General features: G+C 73.1%; 17 protein-coding genes. 12 read left to right on the top strand and 5 right to left on the bottom strand.

The annotated features are described in order from the left end of the window. The first annotated feature begins 428 nt into the window (after positions 1-428). Entirely contained in the window at positions 429-1,355 is a 927-nt protein-coding gene (mmuM, locus tag ACZ4IF_RS13430; protein WP_467562292.1) for a homocysteine S-methyltransferase, read from the top strand. Between the two features lie 153 nt (positions 1,356-1,508). Here the strand turns inward: mmuM and ACZ4IF_RS13425 are convergent, their stop codons facing one another. Beyond that, the gene (locus tag ACZ4IF_RS13425; protein WP_467562290.1) at positions 1,509-3,143 is read right to left on the bottom strand and encodes a carboxylesterase/lipase family protein; all 1,635 of its coding nucleotides are present in this window, start codon (positions 3,141-3,143) and stop codon (positions 1,509-1,511) included. Between the two features lie 378 nt (positions 3,144-3,521). Here ACZ4IF_RS13425 and ACZ4IF_RS13420 point away from each other — a divergent pair, with 378 nt between their 5' ends. Then, the gene (locus tag ACZ4IF_RS13420) at positions 3,522-4,574 is read left to right on the top strand and encodes a LacI family DNA-binding transcriptional regulator (protein WP_467562288.1); all 1,053 of its coding nucleotides are present in this window, start codon (positions 3,522-3,524) and stop codon (positions 4,572-4,574) included. Here the strand turns inward: ACZ4IF_RS13420 and ACZ4IF_RS13415 are convergent. Then, positions 4,552-5,205 carry a ThuA domain-containing protein gene (locus tag ACZ4IF_RS13415; RefSeq protein ID WP_467562286.1) on the bottom strand — a complete coding sequence of 218 codons (654 nt, stop codon included), beginning with the start codon at positions 5,203-5,205 and terminating at the stop codon, positions 4,552-4,554. The two genes, ACZ4IF_RS13420 and ACZ4IF_RS13415, sit on opposite strands and share 23 nt — an antisense overlap. Positions 5,206-5,397: 192 nt before the next feature. On the opposite strand from ACZ4IF_RS13415, the gene ACZ4IF_RS13410 reads away from it, so the two are divergent. Then, complete coding sequence (locus tag ACZ4IF_RS13410; RefSeq protein WP_467562284.1) at positions 5,398-5,796, top strand: VOC family protein; 399 nt, start codon at positions 5,398-5,400, stop codon at positions 5,794-5,796. A 9-nt stretch (positions 5,797-5,805) separates the two neighbouring features. On the opposite strand, the gene ACZ4IF_RS13405 is transcribed toward ACZ4IF_RS13410, so the two are convergent. Both ACZ4IF_RS13405 and ACZ4IF_RS13400 read right to left on the bottom strand, forming a co-directional pair. Next, on the bottom strand, positions 5,806-6,522 hold the full coding sequence (locus ACZ4IF_RS13405) for a helix-turn-helix domain-containing protein (protein WP_467562282.1): 717 nt from the start codon (positions 6,520-6,522) through the stop codon (positions 5,806-5,808). A gap of 10 nt (positions 6,523-6,532) precedes the next feature. Next, the gene (locus ACZ4IF_RS13400) at positions 6,533-7,468 is read right to left on the bottom strand and encodes an AraC family transcriptional regulator (protein ID WP_467562280.1); all 936 of its coding nucleotides are present in this window, start codon (positions 7,466-7,468) and stop codon (positions 6,533-6,535) included. Positions 7,469-7,572: 104 nt separating this feature from the next. Here ACZ4IF_RS13400 and ACZ4IF_RS13395 point away from each other — a divergent pair, with 104 nt between their 5' ends. After that, complete coding sequence (locus ACZ4IF_RS13395) at positions 7,573-8,403, top strand: NAD(P)H-binding protein (RefSeq protein WP_467562278.1); 831 nt, start codon at positions 7,573-7,575, stop codon at positions 8,401-8,403. Here the strand turns inward: ACZ4IF_RS13395 and ACZ4IF_RS13390 are convergent, their stop codons facing one another. After that, the gene (locus ACZ4IF_RS13390; RefSeq protein WP_359502560.1) at positions 8,404-9,564 is read right to left on the bottom strand and encodes a YihY/virulence factor BrkB family protein; all 1,161 of its coding nucleotides are present in this window, start codon (positions 9,562-9,564) and stop codon (positions 8,404-8,406) included. 17 nt (positions 9,565-9,581) lie between these two features. Between ACZ4IF_RS13390 and ACZ4IF_RS13385 the strand changes: the two genes are divergently transcribed. The 8 genes from ACZ4IF_RS13385 (at position 9,582) to ACZ4IF_RS13350 (ending at position 17,990) form a co-directional block, all read left to right on the top strand. Next, the gene (locus tag ACZ4IF_RS13385; RefSeq protein ID WP_467562275.1) at positions 9,582-11,216 is read left to right on the top strand and encodes an acyl-CoA dehydrogenase family protein; all 1,635 of its coding nucleotides are present in this window, start codon (positions 9,582-9,584) and stop codon (positions 11,214-11,216) included. Between the two features lie 256 nt (positions 11,217-11,472). Further along, a complete protein-coding gene (locus ACZ4IF_RS13380) occupies positions 11,473-12,759 on the top strand; it encodes a GAF domain-containing protein (RefSeq protein WP_467562273.1) in 1,287 nt (428 codons plus the stop codon). Positions 12,760-13,037: 278 nt separating this feature from the next. Then, positions 13,038-14,381 carry a hypothetical protein gene (locus tag ACZ4IF_RS13375; protein WP_467562271.1) on the top strand — a complete coding sequence of 448 codons (1,344 nt, stop codon included), beginning with the start codon at positions 13,038-13,040 and terminating at the stop codon, positions 14,379-14,381. Between the two features lie 93 nt (positions 14,382-14,474). Then, the gene (locus ACZ4IF_RS13370) at positions 14,475-15,047 is read left to right on the top strand and encodes a GNAT family N-acetyltransferase (RefSeq protein ID WP_467562269.1); all 573 of its coding nucleotides are present in this window, start codon (positions 14,475-14,477) and stop codon (positions 15,045-15,047) included. A 126-nt stretch (positions 15,048-15,173) separates the two neighbouring features. After that, on the top strand, positions 15,174-15,257 hold the full coding sequence (locus ACZ4IF_RS13365; protein WP_309486338.1) for a putative leader peptide: 84 nt from the start codon (positions 15,174-15,176) through the stop codon (positions 15,255-15,257). A 158-nt stretch (positions 15,258-15,415) separates the two neighbouring features. After that, positions 15,416-17,107 carry a nitrite/sulfite reductase gene (locus ACZ4IF_RS13360; RefSeq protein ID WP_467562267.1) on the top strand — a complete coding sequence of 564 codons (1,692 nt, stop codon included), beginning with the start codon at positions 15,416-15,418 and terminating at the stop codon, positions 17,105-17,107. Beyond that, positions 17,104-17,283, top strand: a complete 180-nt coding sequence (locus ACZ4IF_RS13355) for a hypothetical protein (protein WP_345657722.1) — start codon at positions 17,104-17,106, stop codon at positions 17,281-17,283. The genes ACZ4IF_RS13360 and ACZ4IF_RS13355 overlap by 4 nt, the downstream gene beginning before the upstream one ends. Continuing rightward, positions 17,280-17,990, top strand: a complete 711-nt coding sequence (locus tag ACZ4IF_RS13350; RefSeq protein ID WP_467562264.1) for a phosphoadenylyl-sulfate reductase — start codon at positions 17,280-17,282, stop codon at positions 17,988-17,990. Before ACZ4IF_RS13355 ends, ACZ4IF_RS13350 begins: the two co-directional genes overlap by 4 nt. Positions 17,991-18,025: the final 35 nt, after the last annotated feature.

Raw genomic sequence — 18,025 nt, 5'->3', positions numbered from 1 at the left:
CCCGGGGGGAGCGGGGGGCGGGGGCCCGCGGTATCCCCGGGGCCCCCCCGCGCGGGGGGGGGGGGGGGGCCCCCCGCCCCGGCCGGCCGGGGGGGCCCCCCCCCCCCCGCGACCGATAACCCCCCGTTCGCGGCAGGACGCCCGTACTCCAGTGCCCCGGGCGGCGGCGACCGAGTGCTCCGGGCCACGGCTCCGGAGTGCACCACGCCGCAGGTCCGGACGCACCCGGCCACGGGAACCGAGCCCTTCACCCCACAAGCCCCGGACCGACCCGGCCCCAGGCACCGAGCCCTCACACCACAAGCCCCGGACCCACCCGCCCACGGACCCGGCCTCGCGGGCCGGTCCATGCGTCCCGCATCGTGGGCCGGGCGTTCACCAGATGGACGGGACCGGATGCCGCCCACCGCATCGACTAGCGTCGAGACATGACCAGCGACACCCCCCGCACCCTCGCCGAGACGCTCTCCCGTGGCAGCGTCGTGCTCGACGGCGGCATGTCCAACCAGCTCGAATCGGCCGGGCACGACCTGAGCGACGAGCTGTGGTCGGCACGGTTGCTCGCGGAGCGGCCCGAGGCCGTCGTGGAGGCGCACCTCGCCTACTTCGAGGCGGGCGCGGACGTGGCGATCACCGCCAGCTACCAGGCGACGTTCGAAGGGTTCGCCCAGCGCGGCATCCCGCGGGACAGGGCTGCCGAGCTCATCGGCCTGAGCGTCGCGCTCGCCCGCGAGGCGGCCGGACGCGCGCGGGCGAAGGGGGTCGCACGGCCGCTGTGGGTGGCCGCGTCGGTCGGGCCGTACGGGGCGATGCTCGCGGACGGTTCGGAGTACCGGGGGCGGTACGGGTTGAGCGTCGAGGAGCTGGATCGGTTCCACCGGCCGCGCCTGGAGGTGCTGGCCGCCGCCGGACCCGACGTACTGGCCCTGGAGACCGTGCCCGACACGGACGAGGCGCGGGCACTGCTCAGGGGGGTGCGCGGTCTCGGCGTGCCCGCGTGGCTGTCGTACAGCGTCGCCGGGGACCGGACGCGCGCCGGGCAGCCTCTGGAGGAGGCGTTCGCCCTGGCCGCCGACGCGGACGAGGTGATCGCGGTCGGCGTGAACTGCTGCGCGCCCGAGGACGTGGACGGCGCCGTGGCCACCGCCGCGCGTGTGACGGGGAAGCCGGTCGTGGTCTACCCGAACAGCGGTGAGGCGTGGGACGCCGCGGCACGGTCGTGGACCGGCCGCTCCACGTTCACCGCCGAGCAGGTGACGGGGTGGCAGCGGGCCGGGGCCCGCCTCGTCGGCGGCTGCTGCCGGGTGGGCCCCGAGGCGATCGCCGGGATCACCCGGACGCTGAAGCCCGCCTGACCCACCGGCCCGCGCCCGGCTCCGGGGGCGGGTCCGGGCTCCGGCCGCGCCGGGCGTACCGACGCCGCGCCGGTGGCGCCGGCTCCCCGGCACCACGGGCAACCTCCTCGCCCGGCGCACACGCGCTGGGCGGGGCCGGCGGCGGACGCGGCCTCAGGATCGCCGGGCACGTCCCGAGTTCCGCAGGCGCCGTACCGCCGACAGCGGTGCCGCCCCCCACATGGGCAGTCCGCCGGACGCGCGCGGCACCGGAGCGGACTCGGCGGCGCCGGTCGGGTCGGCGGGCGGCGCGGGCCGGTCCGACTCGGCGTCCCACAGGGCGAGTTCACGGTCGCGCGGCCCGAGGACGGTGTGCGGTTCGCCGCTGCCGAAGACGCGCACCGGATGGGTGTCGTTCCAGGTCTGCCACCCGGGTTCGCCGTCGACGGCGAACCGCACCCACGCGGAGTGCATCGCGTCGGCGAGTTCCTGCGGGGCGCCCTCGCCCGCGAGTCTCTCCGACTCCGGCACGTCGGAGGTGTCGAAGACGAAGCCGAGTTCCAGGGCGTGACAGGCGCCGAGGTCCGGCACGTTCGAGGGCCACGCGAACTCGTAGACGTACGTACGGGACGGGCCGCCGCGGGCGTCCGCGAGCCGGTGCAGCGGGACGCGCAGCAGGTGGTCGGTGACCATCTGGCCCACCAGGTCGGCGGTGCTCGCGGCCGGGTGGAGGGCGCGGTAGCCGCGGGGCACCTCGTGGCCGCAGCGGCAGCGGGCCATGGCTCCGGCCAGCGCGACGGGCCCGAGCCGGTCGACGCTCTCCAGGAGCCCGCCGGGCACCAGCCACAGCCGGTACTCCTCGCTGGTCCAGCCCATCAGGAGGTCGACGTCCGGTGAGGCTCCGTCGAGGAGTGCCTCCAGCGGGTCCCGCGGGACCAGGTCGCCGTCGACGACGATGCCGAACGCGGGCCCGCCGAGGACGGGACTGCTGAGTCTGCCGACGTCGGCCTGGGTGCGCAGCAGCAGTTCGCGGTCGACGGCGGCGAACGCCTCCGCGGTGGCCGGGACCTTCAGCCGGGCGGCCATCCGGCGGACCATCCGGCGCACCTTGTCGCGGTCGCCCGCCTCGGGCGGCCCGCTCTGCAGGACGGCCCGGTGGAACAGGCCACGGGCCCGTGGGGCGGCGAGCAGCGCGCCGATGCTGATGGCTCCGGCCGACTCGCCGAAGACGGTGACGCGGTCCGGGTCGCCGCCGAACTCGGCGACGGATGCCCGCACCCACTCCAGCGCGGCCAGCTGGTCGCGCAGGCCCGGGTTGGCGGGTGCGTCGGGGAAGAGGCCGTAACCCTCCACTCCGAGACGGTAGTTGAAGGAGACGAGGACGACGCCGTCGCGGGCGAAGGAGTGACCGTCATAGACGGGTACGGCCGAGGAGCCGCGGGTCAGGGCCCCGCCGTGGATCCACACCATGACGGGCAGCCGGGCGCCGCGCCCCGGTTCCGGGGTCCACACGTTGAGGTTGAGGCAGTCGTCGCCGGGCACGACGGGGTCGGCGAGCAGACGTGCGAAGGCCTCGGAGTACGGCGGCTTGGGCGGGGTCGGCCCGAAGGCACCCGCGTCGCGGACGCCGTCCCAGGGTTCGGGCGGAACCGGTGGCAGGAAGCGGCGGGGGCCGAACGGCGGCGCGGCGTAGGGGATGCCGCGGAAGACGGCGACGCCCTTCTCGTACCGGCCGCGCACCGCCCCGTACGGGGTGGCGACGACCGGGTCGTGCGCCGGGAGATCCGCGTCCGCCGCGTCCACCGCCATCCGACCACCAGCTCCTCACGCTCCGAACCGTTCATCTCAGAGCACCACATCGCCCCCCGGTATTCCTGCCGACGTCTCCATTCGGCGGACACGCCGCGAAGTTGGGCGCGGGATGTGCGCGGTCGCTCGGGCCCATGCCTCAGCCGTTCGGGGCGGTGTCGCAGTCGTTCAGGGCGGTGTCGCAGTCGTTCAGTGCCGGGTCGCGTCCGGGATGCCGAAAGTTTCGCCGGGGCCCCATTCCATGAACGCCTGCCGCTTCACGCCGTGTCCGGCCGGGCTTAATGTAGGAAGCGCTTGCTATGCGGGCGGGACGTCCGTCCCGCGGGCGGCACTGTCCGAAACTTTCGACGGCCCGCGGGGGCCGGAGGGGCGGGTTCCATGGTGCGCACGGGACGCGCGTCCGGTCCGACGCTGGCGGTCGTCGCCCGCGCGGCGGGGGTGTCCGTGCCCACGGCGTCGAAGGTGGTCAACGGCCGGGAGGACGTGGCACCGGAGACCCGGCGCCGGGTCACCGAGGCGCTCGACCGGCTGGGCTATGTGCGCAGACCGCGGTTCGAGACGCCGGCACCACCGGGCCTGGTCGACGTCGTCGTGCACTCGCTGGAGAGTTCCTGGTCGGGGGCCGTGCTGCACGGCGCGGAGCAGGCCGCCTCCGACGCCGGGCTGGAGGTCGTGGTCTCGACGGGGCCGACCCGGACCGGCGGCGGGCGCCCCGGGCAGGGCTGGCTGGACAAGCTCACCGCCCGCGGCTCGTCGGGGGTGTTGTTCCACCTGGCGGAGCTGACCGCGGCGCAGCAGGCCCGGCTCGACGGGCACGGCATCCCGTTCGTGATGATCGACCCCGTCGTCGAACCGCCCGAGGGTGTGGTGTCGGTGGGCGCGGCGAACTGGCAGGGCGGTCTGCTGGCGACGGAACATCTCCTCGCGCTCGGCCACGAGCGCGTCGCGGTCATCGGCGGTCACCGGCGCAGGACGTGCGGCAGCGACCGGATCGCCGGCTACCGCTCGGCCCTCGCCTCGGCCGGGCTCCGGTACCGGCCCGAGTACGTCCGCCACGGCGGTTTCCATGAGCGGGGCGGCCACCGCCGCATGCTCGAACTCCTCGGCCTGCCCGAACCCCCCACGGCCGTGTTCGCCTGCTCGGACAGGATGGCGCTCGGGGTCTACCAGGCCCTGGCGGAGCGGCGGTTGCGGGTGCCGGACGACATCAGTGTGGTGGGCTTCGACGACCTCCCCGAGTCCCGCTGGGCCGGCCCGGCGCTCACCACCGTGCGCCAGCCGCTGTCCGAGATGGCGGCGACGGCGCTGCGCCTGCTGGTGCGGATGATGGCGGGCGACCGCCCGGAGGGCACGCGTACGGAGCTGTCGACCCGTCTGGTGGAACGGTCGAGCACGGCGCCGGTGCCGGCTACCTCCCCGTCGCCCAGGTGATGCCGCCGAGCAGGTGGGCCCGGAAGTCCGGGTCCTCGTACGCCTGCGGAGCGTGCCCGAAGGCGGTGTAGAACACCCGTCCCGCGCCTCGCTCGTGGCACCACACCAGCGGATGGTCCGCGCCCATGCCGCCGCCCTCGTACGAGGACTCGTCGGCGGACACGAGCACCCGCACCGCCCCGCGCGGACTGGTCCGGAAGTCGTACCACTCGTCGGTGAACTCCCAGACGGGCGGCAGGTGCCGGGTCGCCGGGTGCGTCCGGTCCTCCACCACCGCCTTGCCGGGCTGATGGTCCGGGTGCCGGGCGAAGCGGGCCCCGAGCAGATCGCCGTAGTAGGGCCAGTCGTACTCGGTGCAGGCGGCGGCGTGCACGCCGACGAATCCGGCGCCCGCGTCGAGACGGGCGGCGAGGCGGGCACGGCCCGCGGGGGTGAGCACCTCCCCGCTGGTGGAGAGGAAGACGACCGCGTCGTAGGCGTCCAGGGGCGCCTCGAACACGGTGGGATCCTCGGTCGCGTCGACGGCGAAGGCGTGGCCGTCGCCGAGGGACCGCACGGCGGCGACGGCGGCGGGAATCGACTCGTGCCGGTAGTCGGTGGTGCGGGAGTACACGAGGACGCGCGGAGGCATGGACCCGAGCCTATGCCCCGACGGGGCAGGTCCCCACGGGGCGGTGGAACCGAGAATTTCGGAGCGCGGACAGCGGCCTCGGCCGGGCCCCGACCGGGCCCGGGGCGCCATGGCGGAGGTGCCGTCGTGGTGCCGGGTGGCGTGTCCGATTCGTTCAAGACCCGGTGGACGGGCCGCGCCTACGGTGGACGCATGACTCCACGATTCGATGTGATCGGCCTCGTCGTCTCCGACATGGCCGCCTCCCTCGCCTTCTACCGGCGCCTCGGGCTCGTCTTCCCGGAGGGGGCGGAGTCCGAGCCGCACGTCGAGGCGGAACTGCCCGGCGGGCTGCGGCTCGCGCTCGACACGGAGGAGACGATCCGCTCGTTCCACGCCGGCTGGCGCCCGCCGAGCGGCGGCGCCCGGACGTCCCTGGCCTTCCTCTGCGACAACCCGGCGGAGGTGGATTCCGTGTACGAGGAACTGGTCGGCGCGGGTCACCACGGCGAGCTGAAGCCGTGGGACGCCTTCTGGGGCATGCGGTACGCCGTCGTGCACGACCCGGACGGCAACGGCGTCGACCTGTTCGCCCGGCTGCCCGCGCAGTAGCTCCGCCCGCTACGGCCGGCCGACCAGTTCCCCGAGGGTCGTGTCCGCCAACTGCCGCACGTCGCGGGCCAGATGGGCCTGGTCCGCGAACCCGGCCCGCGCCGCGGTCTGCGCGAAGGGAACCCCGTCGCGGGCCAGGGCGAGCGCCCGCTGGAGCCGCAGCACGCGGGCCAGCGTCTTGGGCCCGTAGCCGAACGCGGCGAGCGAGCGGCGGTGCAACTGCCGTGCGCCCAGGCCCAGTCCGTCGGCGGTCTCGGCGACCGGGCGCCCCGCGTCGAGGGCCGTCACGAGCCGGGTGAGCAGCGGGTCGGGCGGTGCCACCTCCTCCGCCCGGCGCAGCGCGAGCTCTTCGAGCGCGCCGAGCGGGTCGGCCGCGGCGTCGACGCGCCGGGTGAGGCGGCGCACCTCCGCGGCGGGCCACAGGTCCGCCAAGTCGACGCGTACGTCGCGTAGTTCGTGTGCGGGCACACCGAGGAGCGCGGGAGCCGTGCCGGGAAAGAACCGGATGCCGGCCCAGCGGCCCGGTGCGCCCTGCGGGTGGTACGCGCGCGTGTCGGGCCCGGCGACCATGAGTCGTCCCTCGTGCCACAGCAGGTCCATGCACCCGTCGGGCAGGACGGCCCGCACCGGCCCGCCCGCGGGCGCGCGCGTCCACACCACGGCGCCCGCCAGCCGGGACGGGCGCTCCGCGTACCCGGACGCGGCGGCGAGGGGTTCGACGGCCACGTACGTCACGCTACGCCGCCCGGGTCCGGTGCTCCTGCGGGCTGACGCCGTACACCCGCTTGAAGGCGCTGGACAGTGCGAACGCGCTGCCGTAACCGACCTGGCGGGCGATGGACTCGAGGGTGTCGTCCGAGTCGCGCAGGCGGTCGGCGGCCAGCGCCAGGCGCCAGCCGGTCAGATAGGTCATCGGGGGTTCGCCCACGAGTTCGCTGAAGCGCCGGGCCAGCGCGGCCCGGGACACCCCGGCCTTGGCGGCGAGGACGGCCACCGTCCAGGGGTGGGCCGGGTCGTCCTGCACGAGCCGCAGCACCCGGCCCACGACGGGGTCGGCGAGAGCCCGGTACCAGGCCGGCGCCTCGGCCTCGGGGCGCGAGAACCAGGCCCGCAGCGCGGCGATCATCAGCAGGTCGAGCAGCCGGTCCAGGACGACCTCCTGGCCCGGCTCGTCGCGCACCATCTCCTCGGCGAGGATCGGCGTCAGCGGGCACTCCCACACGTCGGAGGTGAGCGAGAGCAGCGGCGGCAGGGCGTCGAGCAGCCTGCCGCCGATCTCGCCCGGCATCATGTACGTCCCGATCAGCAGCACCGTGGAGCCGTCGAGCCGGTCGCCCCAGCTGCGCACTCCGAGGTCCCAGCGGCCCTTCAGCGAGCGTCCGTCGGGGTAGGTGCACTCGCCTCCCGGGAGGATCACCGCCTGCGGGGCGGTCCCGGGATCGTCGGCGCACAGGTACGGGTCGGGCCCGCGGGCGATGGCGAGGTCGCCGGCCCGCAGCCGCACCGCCTCTCCCCCGTCCGGCACGACGCAGGCGTCGCCGCGCACCACCAGCATGATCGTCAGGGGCGCTTGGTCCTCGATGCGCAGGGACCAGGGCGGGTCGAAACACGCACGGATCATGAAGGCCCCACGCGCACGTGGGCCCTCCAGCAGGCCTGCGAGTGCGTCCATGGCGTCAGCGTAGACGCAGGCCGCACGGCGCACTGGACGTCCGCTTATGGGAATGAGGCATTCAGTGATGGCCGCCCGCTCCGGGCGCCCGTTGACTGGGAGGCATGGCAGAGAACACGCGGAACATGACGATATGGGTGAGCGGGGCCACGGGGCGCACGGGCAGCCGGGTGGCGCAGGCCGCCCGGGCGGCGGGGCTGACGGTGCGGGCCGGTTCGCGCGCCGAGGGGTTCGACTGGGAGGACGCGTCGACGTGGGCCGAAGCGTTGCGCGGCGCCGACGCCGCGTATCTGGTGTACCCGACGGACGTCGGCTCACCGGCCGCCACCGAGGCGATCGGAGCGCTGGCCCGGGAGGCGGTCGGGCTCGGCGTGCGGCGGCTGGTGCTGCTGTCGTCGCGGGGCGAGGAGCGGGCCCGGCCGACGGAGGAGGCGCTCAAGGCGTCCGGCGCGGACTGGACGATCGTCCGGGCCGCGTGGTTCGCGCAGAACTTCAGCGAGGGCCCGCTGGTGGAGGGGCTGCGCCACGGGGAGCTGGTCTTCCCGGCGGGTGAGGTGCGCGAGCCGTTCATCGACGTGCGGGACATCGCGGACGTCGTGGTGGCCGTGCTGACGGCGGGCGACCGGTACGCCGGCCAGGAGCTCGCCGTGTCCGGGCCCAGGCTGCTGACCTTCCGCGAAGCGGTCGCCGAGATCGCGGAGGCGACGGGCGTCGAGCTGACCTACACGCCGGTGACCGCTCGCCGGTACGGCGACGACCTGGCCGGGTTCGGGGTGCCCCCCGAGGAGGTGGAGTTCCTCGTCGACCTCTTCGAGAGCCTCCTCGACGGCCGCAACTCCTACCTCTCGGACGGTGTCCGGCAGATCCTCGGCCGGGCGCCGCGCGACTTCACGGACTTCGCGCGGGAGGCGGCGGCCGCTACCTGGAAGGTGTGATCACTCCGAGGGAGGGTGCTGCTCGCCGTTCTTGTGACTGGGGTGGGTGCTCTTCGCATGGGTCCGCAGCCGGGAGGTCACGTCCTCCGGGGGCAGGAAGCGGGACCAGCGCTCCGGGAACTCCGAGGGCATGTCCGGGTCGTCGGGATCGGCGTCGTACGACCGGTGGGCGGCGACGCGGGCGACGTACTCGGCGGCCTGCGCCTCGCGCAGCCGTTCGTTGGCGGCGCGGGCCGCGGCGGTGGCGGCGGCCGGCCAGATCCGGTCGATGGCGGCGTTGACGGCGGCGCCGACCAGGACCGCGAAGGCGGACACACCGATCCACAGCAGGACGGCCACGGGGGCGGCGAGCGAGCCGTAGATGGTGGGGCCCTCGACGGTGTTGGTCAGGTAGATGCGGAGCAGGAAGCTGCCCAGCACCCACATGGCGAGGGCCACCAACGCGCCCGGCACGTCCTCGACCCAGGGTGAGCGCACGGGCACGGACACGTGGTAGAGCGTCGTGAGGAAGACGACCGACAGGACGATGACGACGGGCCAGTACAGGACCTGCACGACGGTCGTCGACCAGGGCACGACGTTCACCACCGCGTCCGGGCCCGCCACCATCAGCGGCAGCGCGATCGAACCGATCAGCAGCGCGACGATGAACAGCAGGAACGACATCATCCGGGTCTTCACGATCCCTCGGGTGCCGTCGAGGCCGTACATCACGGTGATGGTGTCGATGAAGACGTTCACCGCGCGCGAGCCGGACCACAGGGCGAACAGGAATCCGAGGGAGATGATGTCCGGGCGCCCGCCCTTCATCACGTCGTGCAGGATCGGCTCGGCGATCTGGTGGACGCCCTTCTCGGTCAGGACCGTGCGGGACGCCTCCAGGAGGTTGGACTCCAGGCTGGCGATGGTGTCGGCGCCCGTCCAGTCGTCCACGTAGCCGAGCATGCCGATCAGGCTCAGCAGCAGCGGCGGCACGGACAGGAGCGTGAAGAAGGCGGCCTCGGCCGCCAGACCCAGGATCCGGTACTCCATGCACGAGTTGACGGTGTCCTTGAGCAGCAGCCAGGCGGTCCGTCGCTTCGACACATTCCGGTACAGCGCGCGAGCGCGGTGGAAGCGGCCCGCGGGAGGGCCTTCGGGTGTTTCTTTTGCCTGGTGCACGTCCTTACCGTATCCGTATGGCAGCCAGCACCCACACCGTGACCAACCAGGCTCCGCCCCTGGTCGGATATGACGTGTTCGCGGCCGACCGGGCCCTCGTGGAGGCGGTCGACCGGCACCTCGCTCCGGAGCTCCTCGACGAGGTCCGTGAGGAGCTGTCGGCCCTCGGCCGCACGGCGGGCTCGGCACAGGCCCAAAAATGGGGGGTGCTCGCCGACGAGAACCCGCCCGAACTCAACACCCACGACCGCTACGGCAACCGGATCGACGAGGTCGAGTTCCATCCGTCCTGGCACCGGCTGCTGGGCAAGGGCGTGTCCGCGGGGCTGACGGCGGCCTGGAACCGGCCCGGCGGACACCTGCGGCGCGCGGCCGGTTTCGTGGTGTGGTCGCAGGTCGAGGCGGGCCACGGCTGCCCGCTGTCGATGACGCACGCGGCGGTGCCCGCGCTGCGCACGGACCCGGCGCTCGCCGCCGAGTGGGAGCCGCGGCTGACGTCCACGATGTACGACCCGGAGCTGCGGCCGGCCGCCCGGAAGCCCGGGGTGCTCTTCGGGATGGGCATGACGGAGAAGCAGGGCGGCAGCGACGTACGCGCCAACACGACGGTGGCGCGCCCGCTCGCCGAGGACGGGACGTACGAGCTGACCGGGCACAAGTGGTTCTGTTCGGCGCCCATGTCCGACGGGTTCCTGGTGCTGGCGCAGGCACCGGACGGGCTGACCTGTTTCCTGCTCCCGCGCGTCCTGGAGGACGGCGCCCGCAACGTCTTCCGCATCCAGCGGCTCAAGAACAAGCTCGGCAACCGGTCGAACGCGTCCGCCGAGGTCGAGTTCGACGGGACCTGGGCGCGCCGGGTGGGGCACGAGGGGCGCGGGGTGCGCACCATCATCGAGATGGTCGCGGCGACCCGTCTGGACTGTGTGCTCGGCGCCACGGCGCTGATGCGGCAGGCTGTCGCGCAGGCCGTCCACCACTGCACCCACCGAGAGGCGTTCGGCAGCAAGCTGATCGACAAGCCGCTGATGCGCAACGTGCTCGCGGACCTGGCGCTGGAGTCGGAGGCCGCGACGGCCCTCGCGATGCGGCTCGCCGCCGCCTACGACGACGGCGGTGAGCAGGAGCGGGCCTTTCTGCGGCTCGCGGTGCCGGCCGCGAAGTACTGGGTGACCAAGCGGTGCACGCCGGTGGTGACGGAGGCACTGGAGTGCCTCGGCGGGAACGGCTACGTCGAGGACTCGGGCATGCCCCGGCTGCTGCGCGAGTCACCGCTCAACTCCATCTGGGAGGGTGCGGGGAACGTCCAGGCCCTGGACATGCTGCGGGCGCTGCAAAGGGAGCCGGCCGCGCTGGACGCGTACCTGCGCGAGGTGGGGCAGGCCCGCGGCGCCGACCACCGGCTCGACGGGGCGATCAAGAACCTGCTGACCGAACTCGCCGACCTGGACGGCATCGAGGGCCGGGCCCGCCGGCTCGTCGAGCGGTTCGCGCTGGTGCTCCAGGGGGCGCTGCTCGTGCGGTACGCGCCGGCGGAGGTCGCCGACGCGTTCTGCGCCTCACGTCTGGGAGGCGACTGGGGGACGGCGTTCGGCACCCTGCCGCACAGTCTGGATCTGGCCACCGTCGTGGAGCGGGCACGACCGGTGGCGTGAGGAGCTGATGCGGGGGTGGTGCTGCGCCGACACGGCACCACCCCCGCCTCTGGCCCCGTTCAAGGAGCTCGGACGCCGCCTGAGCGGCCTCGCTGTCAGTTTCAAGGAACCTTGTGACCGTTGGCGAGAGTTGCAGACCGTTGCATTCCTTTGTGCTCCTTGTGCGAAGTCCCGGCGTCCCCCACGCAGAGCAGGCACGATGTGCAGTGACGTCGGCGTCACTGCCCGTGCGCGGTCCTGGTTCCGGGAGTGCCTTGTGAAGACCACATCGATCAACCCCGCCCGTTTCGCTCCGCCGGACGCGTCGGAAACGGTTCGGCACCTCCAGGCGACGTGGGCCGCGGCACTCCGGGGCGAACCCTCCCCGATCGCTCCTCGCCCGGTCATCGGACAGTCATGGCAAAGAGTGAAACGATTCGGAGTGGATCCCGAACAGAGCACGGACAGTGTGCTGTTGCAGACGGACGAACTCGAACACCGCCGGACCTCCACGGCTCTTGCCGAGGTGATGCCGGTCCTCAGCGGCGGCCTGGCCGCCGTCGCCGACGCGTCGCTGCAGATCATGGTGGTCACCGATCCGGAGGGGCGGGTCCTGTGGCGCGAGGGCAACACCGGCGTGCTGCGCCGGGCCGACGCCATTTGCCTCGAGGAAGGTGCCGCCTGGAGCGAGGACACGACGGGCACCAACGCGATCGGTACGGCGCTCAACGCGGGCGCGCCCGTCCAGGTGCACTCGGCCGAGCACTTCGTGCGTACGTTGCACGACTGGACCTGCGCCGCGGCTCCCGTGCACGACCCCCGCGACGGGCGTCTGCTCGGCATCGTGGATGTCAGCGGGCCCGATCACACGTTTCACCCGGCGACGCTCGCGCTGGTCGACTCGGTGGCGCGGCTGGCCGAAAGTGAACTGCGCGGCAGGCATCTGGCGGCCGTCGAGCGGCTGCGCGCGGTGGCCGCGCCGCTGCTGTCCCGGCTGGGCGGCAAGGCGCTGGTGGTGGACACCAACGGCTGGCTCGCCGCCGTCACGGGGATGCCGCCCGTCGACCGGGTTCCCCTGCCGAGTTCCTTCGGCGCGGGCCAGGTCTGGCTGCCCTCCCTCGGGGCGTGCTTCGTGGAACCGATGCCCGGTGGCTGGCTGCTGCGGGTCACCGACGCCGACGTCCCGGCGTGCGCGAGCCGGGTGGTGCTCGACCTCGCCGAGCCCCGGCGGCCCCGGGTCACCGTCTGGGGCGCGGCGGGCAGTTGGGCGCAGGACCTCAGCCCCCGCCACGCCGAGCTGCTGTACGTGCTCGCCGTGCACCCCGAGGGGCGCAGCGCGGCCCAGCTCGCGGTGGACATCTTCGGTGACCCGACCCGCACGGTGACGGTCCGCGCCGAACTGTCGCGGGTGCGGCGCCGTCTCACGGGCCTGCTCGACCACCGCCCGTACCGGTTCCGCGACGAGGTCGTGGTCGAGGTCCTGTTCCCGGACGCCCCGCTCGACCTGCTGCCGCACTCGGCGGCACCGGCGGTGCTGGACGCGCGGGTGCGACCACCTCTGTGAGGCCGCCGGGGCCGCCGGCCTCACCCCGGCACCCGTGGCCTCGGCGGACCCACCGGTCGGCAGAGGCATGGCACCCCCGCCAGGCGCGCCCCGGCGCCGGCCCGCTGCGGACACATGTCGTCGCCAGCGTATTTCGTGCGCGTATTTCATGGGGGTCTTCCGTGGTCTTCGACCTGGCCCGCAGGTATCTGCCGTAGCATCCCCTCACAGGCCACCCCACCCGTCTCTCCGTCAACGGCCGAGATGCGAGAGGCAGTTGGCCTTCGTCGGGAGGACGCATGAAGCACCGCGGCAGGCATCGTCGTCGCAGGAGAGGACAGGCACTGCGCGCCACCCTGGCCGGAACCGCCCTCGCCCTCACCGCGGCCGCCACCCTGATCAGCACCTCTCAGGCCACGGGCAGCGGCAGTCCCGGCGGCCTCACCGCACTCGGCACCGCGTCCCGGACCGCACCGCTGCGCCTCCACGAGAAGCCGGTGGATCCGGACTCGCTGGACCGGCTCACCAAGGACATGGGCGGGAACGTGGGCGTCGACGGCGTCCTCGGGAGCGCCGACCACGCGATGCGCGACGAGGCCGGCTGCTCCACCGCCGAGCGGGCCGCGCTGCCGGTCGAGCCGACGGCCACGCGCGCGTACTGCTGGGACGAGGGCGACGAACGGACCCGGCAGTGGCAGCCCCGGTCCGTGACCACCTCCGGTGACGCCGACGACGACGGCCACTGGGGCGAGCACCGGGTGCTCCTGGCCGGCTGGACGCACCGGGACCGCCAGGCCGCCGCACCGACGCGGGACCGGGGACTGGCACGGGTCGCCTTCGTCGACGCGACCGACCCGCGCGCGCTCAGATACAGCTGGGTCCTGCTGGTCGCCCCGCGCGACGGCGGCCGGGACTTCGAGCCGGTCCGCTCCGCGCTGGACGGCATGGTCTGGTACCAGGACAAGCTGATCGTCACCGGCGCGCACGGCTCGGGCCTGCTCGTCTTCGACATGCATCGCATCCTGCGGGCGGGTGTCGACAGCGGCGCGGTCGGCCGGGTGAGCGGCGGCTACTCCGCGGGCGGCTACCGGTACGTGCTCCCGGCCGTCGACACGTACCAGCCGGCCGGCGGCACCTGCACCCGCGGCGGCGGCACTCCCTGCTTCGGCTCGCTGTCCCTGGACCGCAGCTCGGCACCGGACAGTCTGGTCGCCGCCGAGCGCCCCGCGGCCGGCTCCGAACGGACCCGGGTGTGGCGCTACGCGTACAGCACCGCCGCCTACCGCACCGGACTGCTCGCCGATTCCCGCGGCCGGGTCGACGCCGCCGAGGCCTACGAGACCAAGGCCGCGGGGGTGTCCGGCGTCCTCGCGCACACGCCGCGCGGCGCGCGCGGGGCGCAGTGGTACCTCGGGCAGGCGCCGGAGGTAGCCACCCGGCACGGCAGCATCTGGCGGCAGACCGAGGACGGCGCCGAGGCGGCCATCTGCACCGCGGACCGGTCGCACGCCTGCTGGGGCCTGCGCACCGGGTCCCTGTCCTACTGGCAGGAGACCGGCGAGGTGTGGACGCTGACCCGCGCGGCAGGACGGCGGGCGCTGTACGCTGTGCCGCTGTCCGCGGTGGACGGCTCGCTGGAGTAGCTGCCGCCCGCCACGCCGGCGCCCGCTTCGGACGGGTGTCCGTTCAGCGGTCGCTTTTGGATGCGCCCCCGCCCCCGTGGTTCCCTGGCTCGCATGAGCAACGTCACTGTGACCACCTGGTCCCTGGAGCAGACGGCGCCGGCCGACCTGCTCCCCGCGATCGCGCCCGACGGCGACGTCAGGATCGTGCGTGCCGAGGTTCCCTCGCCCGAGTTCAGCCGCTTCCTGTACGCGTCGGTCGGCGGCGACATCCGCTGGACGGACCGGCTCGGCTGGACGTACGCGCAGTGGCAGGAGGCTCTGGACCGGCCCGGTGTCGAGACCTGGGTCGCATACGACAGGGGGACGCCCGCGGGCTACGTCGAGCTGGACGCGCAGGACGACGGCGTCGTCGAGATCATGTACTTCGGACTGGTCCCCGCGTTCCGGGGCCGCCGCATCGGCGGGCACCTCCTCTCCTACGGCGCCGCCCGCGCCTGGGACCTGGCCGACCGCTGGCCGGGCCGCGCCGAGACCAAGCGCGTCTGGCTGCACACCTGCAGCAAGGACGGCGAGCACGCGATGGACAACTACCTCCGGCGCGGCTTCAAGCTCTTCGACACGAAGGTCGAGGAGGAGCCGGAGGTCGCCACGCCGGGACCGTGGCCGGGGGCGCAAGCCGTCTGAGCCGTTCCGGCCCAGTTCAGGGCCCCTGTGTGACCGACGACACCCTTGTCCCAGCATTCGGGACAAGGGTGTCCACATGACGGACGATGGTGGACTGTGCGGAGATCCCCGTGACAGGCTTCCGTCATGTCTGGAACTGGAATTGCCTTGGTGAGTCGGCGGCACGTCGACCTCGGCCGCATGTCCAGCGCCATCTGTCCGGCGAGCTGACGAACCCTTCAGTGGCCTTCGGCCACGGGCTCAGCACCGCCGACCTCTTCTCTTCCGCACCCCTGCGCAAGGACGCGCCCATACTTCCGTATGCGCCCGTATGCGCAGGTCAGAGTCGCTGACATACCTGTCCCGCAGTCTCGAAGGACGTAGCAACCATGGCCGCCACCCCGCAGAACCCCGCCACGCCCCGCCGCAAGGTGAGCCGTCACCGTGGCGAGGGGCAGTGGGCCGTGGGTCACTTCACCCCCCTCAACGGCAACGAGCAGTTCAAGAAGGACGACGACGGTCTCAATGTGCGGACACGCATTGAGACGATCTACTCCAAGCGGGGTTTCGACTCGATCGACCCCAACGACCTGCGCGGCCGGATGCGCTGGTGGGGGCTGTACACCCAGCGCAAGCCCGGGATCGACGGCGGCAAGACCGCCATCCTGGAGCCGGAGGAGCTGGACGACAAGTACTTCATGCTGAGGGTCCGCATCGACGGCGGCCGGCTGACCACCGCGCAGCTGCGCGTCATCGGCGAGATCTCGCAGGAGTTCGCGCGCGGCACCGCCGACCTCACCGACCGGCAGAACGTCCAGTACCACTGGATCCGCATCGAGGACGTCCCGGAGATCTGGAACCGGCTGGAGGCCGTCGGCCTGTCCACGACCGAGGCCTGCGGTGACACGCCCCGCGTCATCCTCGGTTCGCCCGTCGCCGGCATCGCCGAGGACGAGATCATCGACGGCACGCCCGCGATCGACGAGATCCACCGCCGGGTCATCGGCAACAAGGCGTTCTCGAACCTGCCCCGCAAGTTCAAGACCGCGATCTCCGGCTCGCCCCTGCTCGACGTCGCCCACGAGATCAACGACGTCGCCTTCGTCGGCGTGAACCACCCGGAGCACGGGCCCGGCTTCGACCTCTGGGTCGGCGGCGGTCTGTCCACCAACCCGAAGATCGGTCAGCGCCTGGGCGCCTGGGTCCCGCTCGACGAGGTCCCGGACGTCTTCGAGGGCGTCATCTCGATCTTCCGCGACTACGGCTACCGGCGGCTGCGCACCCGCGCCCGTCTGAAGTTCCTGGTCGCCGACTGGGGTGTCGAGAAGTTCCGTCAGGTCCTGGAGGACGAGTACCTGAAGCGGAAGCTCGTCGACGGTCCGGCCCCCGACCAGCCGGTCGCCCGCTGGCGCGACCACGTCGGCGTGCACCGGCAGAAGGACGGCCGGTACTACGTCGGTTTCGCACCGCGTGTGGGACGCGTCGACGGCGCCACCCTCACCAAGATCGCCGAGCTGGCCGAGGCGCACGGATCCGGCAGGCTGAGCACCACCGTCGAGCAGAAGATGATCGTGCTCGACGTGGACGAGTCGCGGATCGACTCCCTCGTCGAGGGCCTGGAGGCGCTCGACCTGACGGTCAACCCCTCGCCCTTCCGGCGCGGCACCATGGCCTGCACCGGCATCGAGTACTGCAAGCTCGCGATCGTCGAGACCAAGGCGCGCGGCGCTTCACTCATCGACGAACTCGAACGCCGTATCCCGGAGTTCGACGAGCCGATCACCATCAACATCAACGGCTGCCCGAACGCCTGCGCCCGTATCCAGGTCGCGGACATCGGTCTCAAGGGCCAGCTGGTCCTCGACGACCGCGGCGAGCAGGTCGAGGGCTTCCAGGTGCACCTGGGCGGCGCGCTCGGGCTGGAGGCCGGCTTCGGCCGCAAGGTCCGTGGCCTGAAGGTCACTTCGGAGGAACTGCCCGACTACGTCGAGCGGGTCCTCAAGCGCTTCCAGCAGGAGCGCGAGGACGGCGAGCGCTTCGCCGCCTGGGCGGCGCGGGCTTCAGAGGAGGCCTTGTCGTGAGTGAGCGAGCCGCACCCTTCTACTGCCCCTACTGCGGTGACGAAGACCTTCGTCCGAGCGAGCAGGGTCACGGCGCATGGGAATGCGCCGCGTGCAATCGAGCCTTCCAGCTGAAGTTCCTCGGGCTGCTCGCCCGGGGGCTCCAGCAGGGTGACGACGGAGGGGCACAGATATGACGACCGTTCAGGAAGAGCGTACGGGCGAGGACTTGAGGCGCCTCGCCGAACAGGCCGGGCGCGACCTGGAGGACGCCTCCGCGCTGGAGATCCTCCAGTGGGCCGCCGACACCTTCGGCGGGAAGTTCTGCGTGACGTCCTCCATGGAGGACGCGGTGGTCGCCCACCTCGCCTCCCGCGCCTTCCCCGGTGTCGACGTGGTGTTCCTCGACACCGGCTACCACTTCCCGGAGACCATCGGCACCCGGGACGCGGTGGAGGCCGTGATGGACGTCAACGTCATCACGCTCACCCCGCGCCGGACGGTCGCCGAGCAGGACGCCGAGCACGGCCCCAGGCTGCACGACCGCGACCCGGACCTGTGCTGCGCGCTGCGCAAGGTCAAGCCCCTCGAAGAGGGCCTGACCAAGTACGACGCGTGGGCGACCGGCCTGCGCCGCGACGAGTCCCCGACCCGGGCGAACACCCCGGTCGTCGGCTGGGACGAGAAGCGGCAGAAGGTCAAGATCTCGCCGATCGCCCGCTGGACCCAGGACGACGTGGACGCGTACGTCGCCGAGCACGGCGTCCTCACCAACCCGCTGCTGATGGACGGTTACGCCTCCGTCGGCTGTGCGCCCTGCACCCGCCGGGTCCTCGAGGGCGAGGACGCGCGCGCCGGCCGCTGGGCGGGCCGTGCCAAGACCGAATGCGGGCTGCACGGATGACCACGACGACGGGGACGGCAGTGCCCACCGCCACC

Source organism: Streptomyces sp. NPDC025784, from assembly GCF_055558435.1.
The sequence above is the reverse complement of the archived record's forward strand: the minus strand, read 5'-3'. Positions and strand labels throughout refer to the sequence as shown.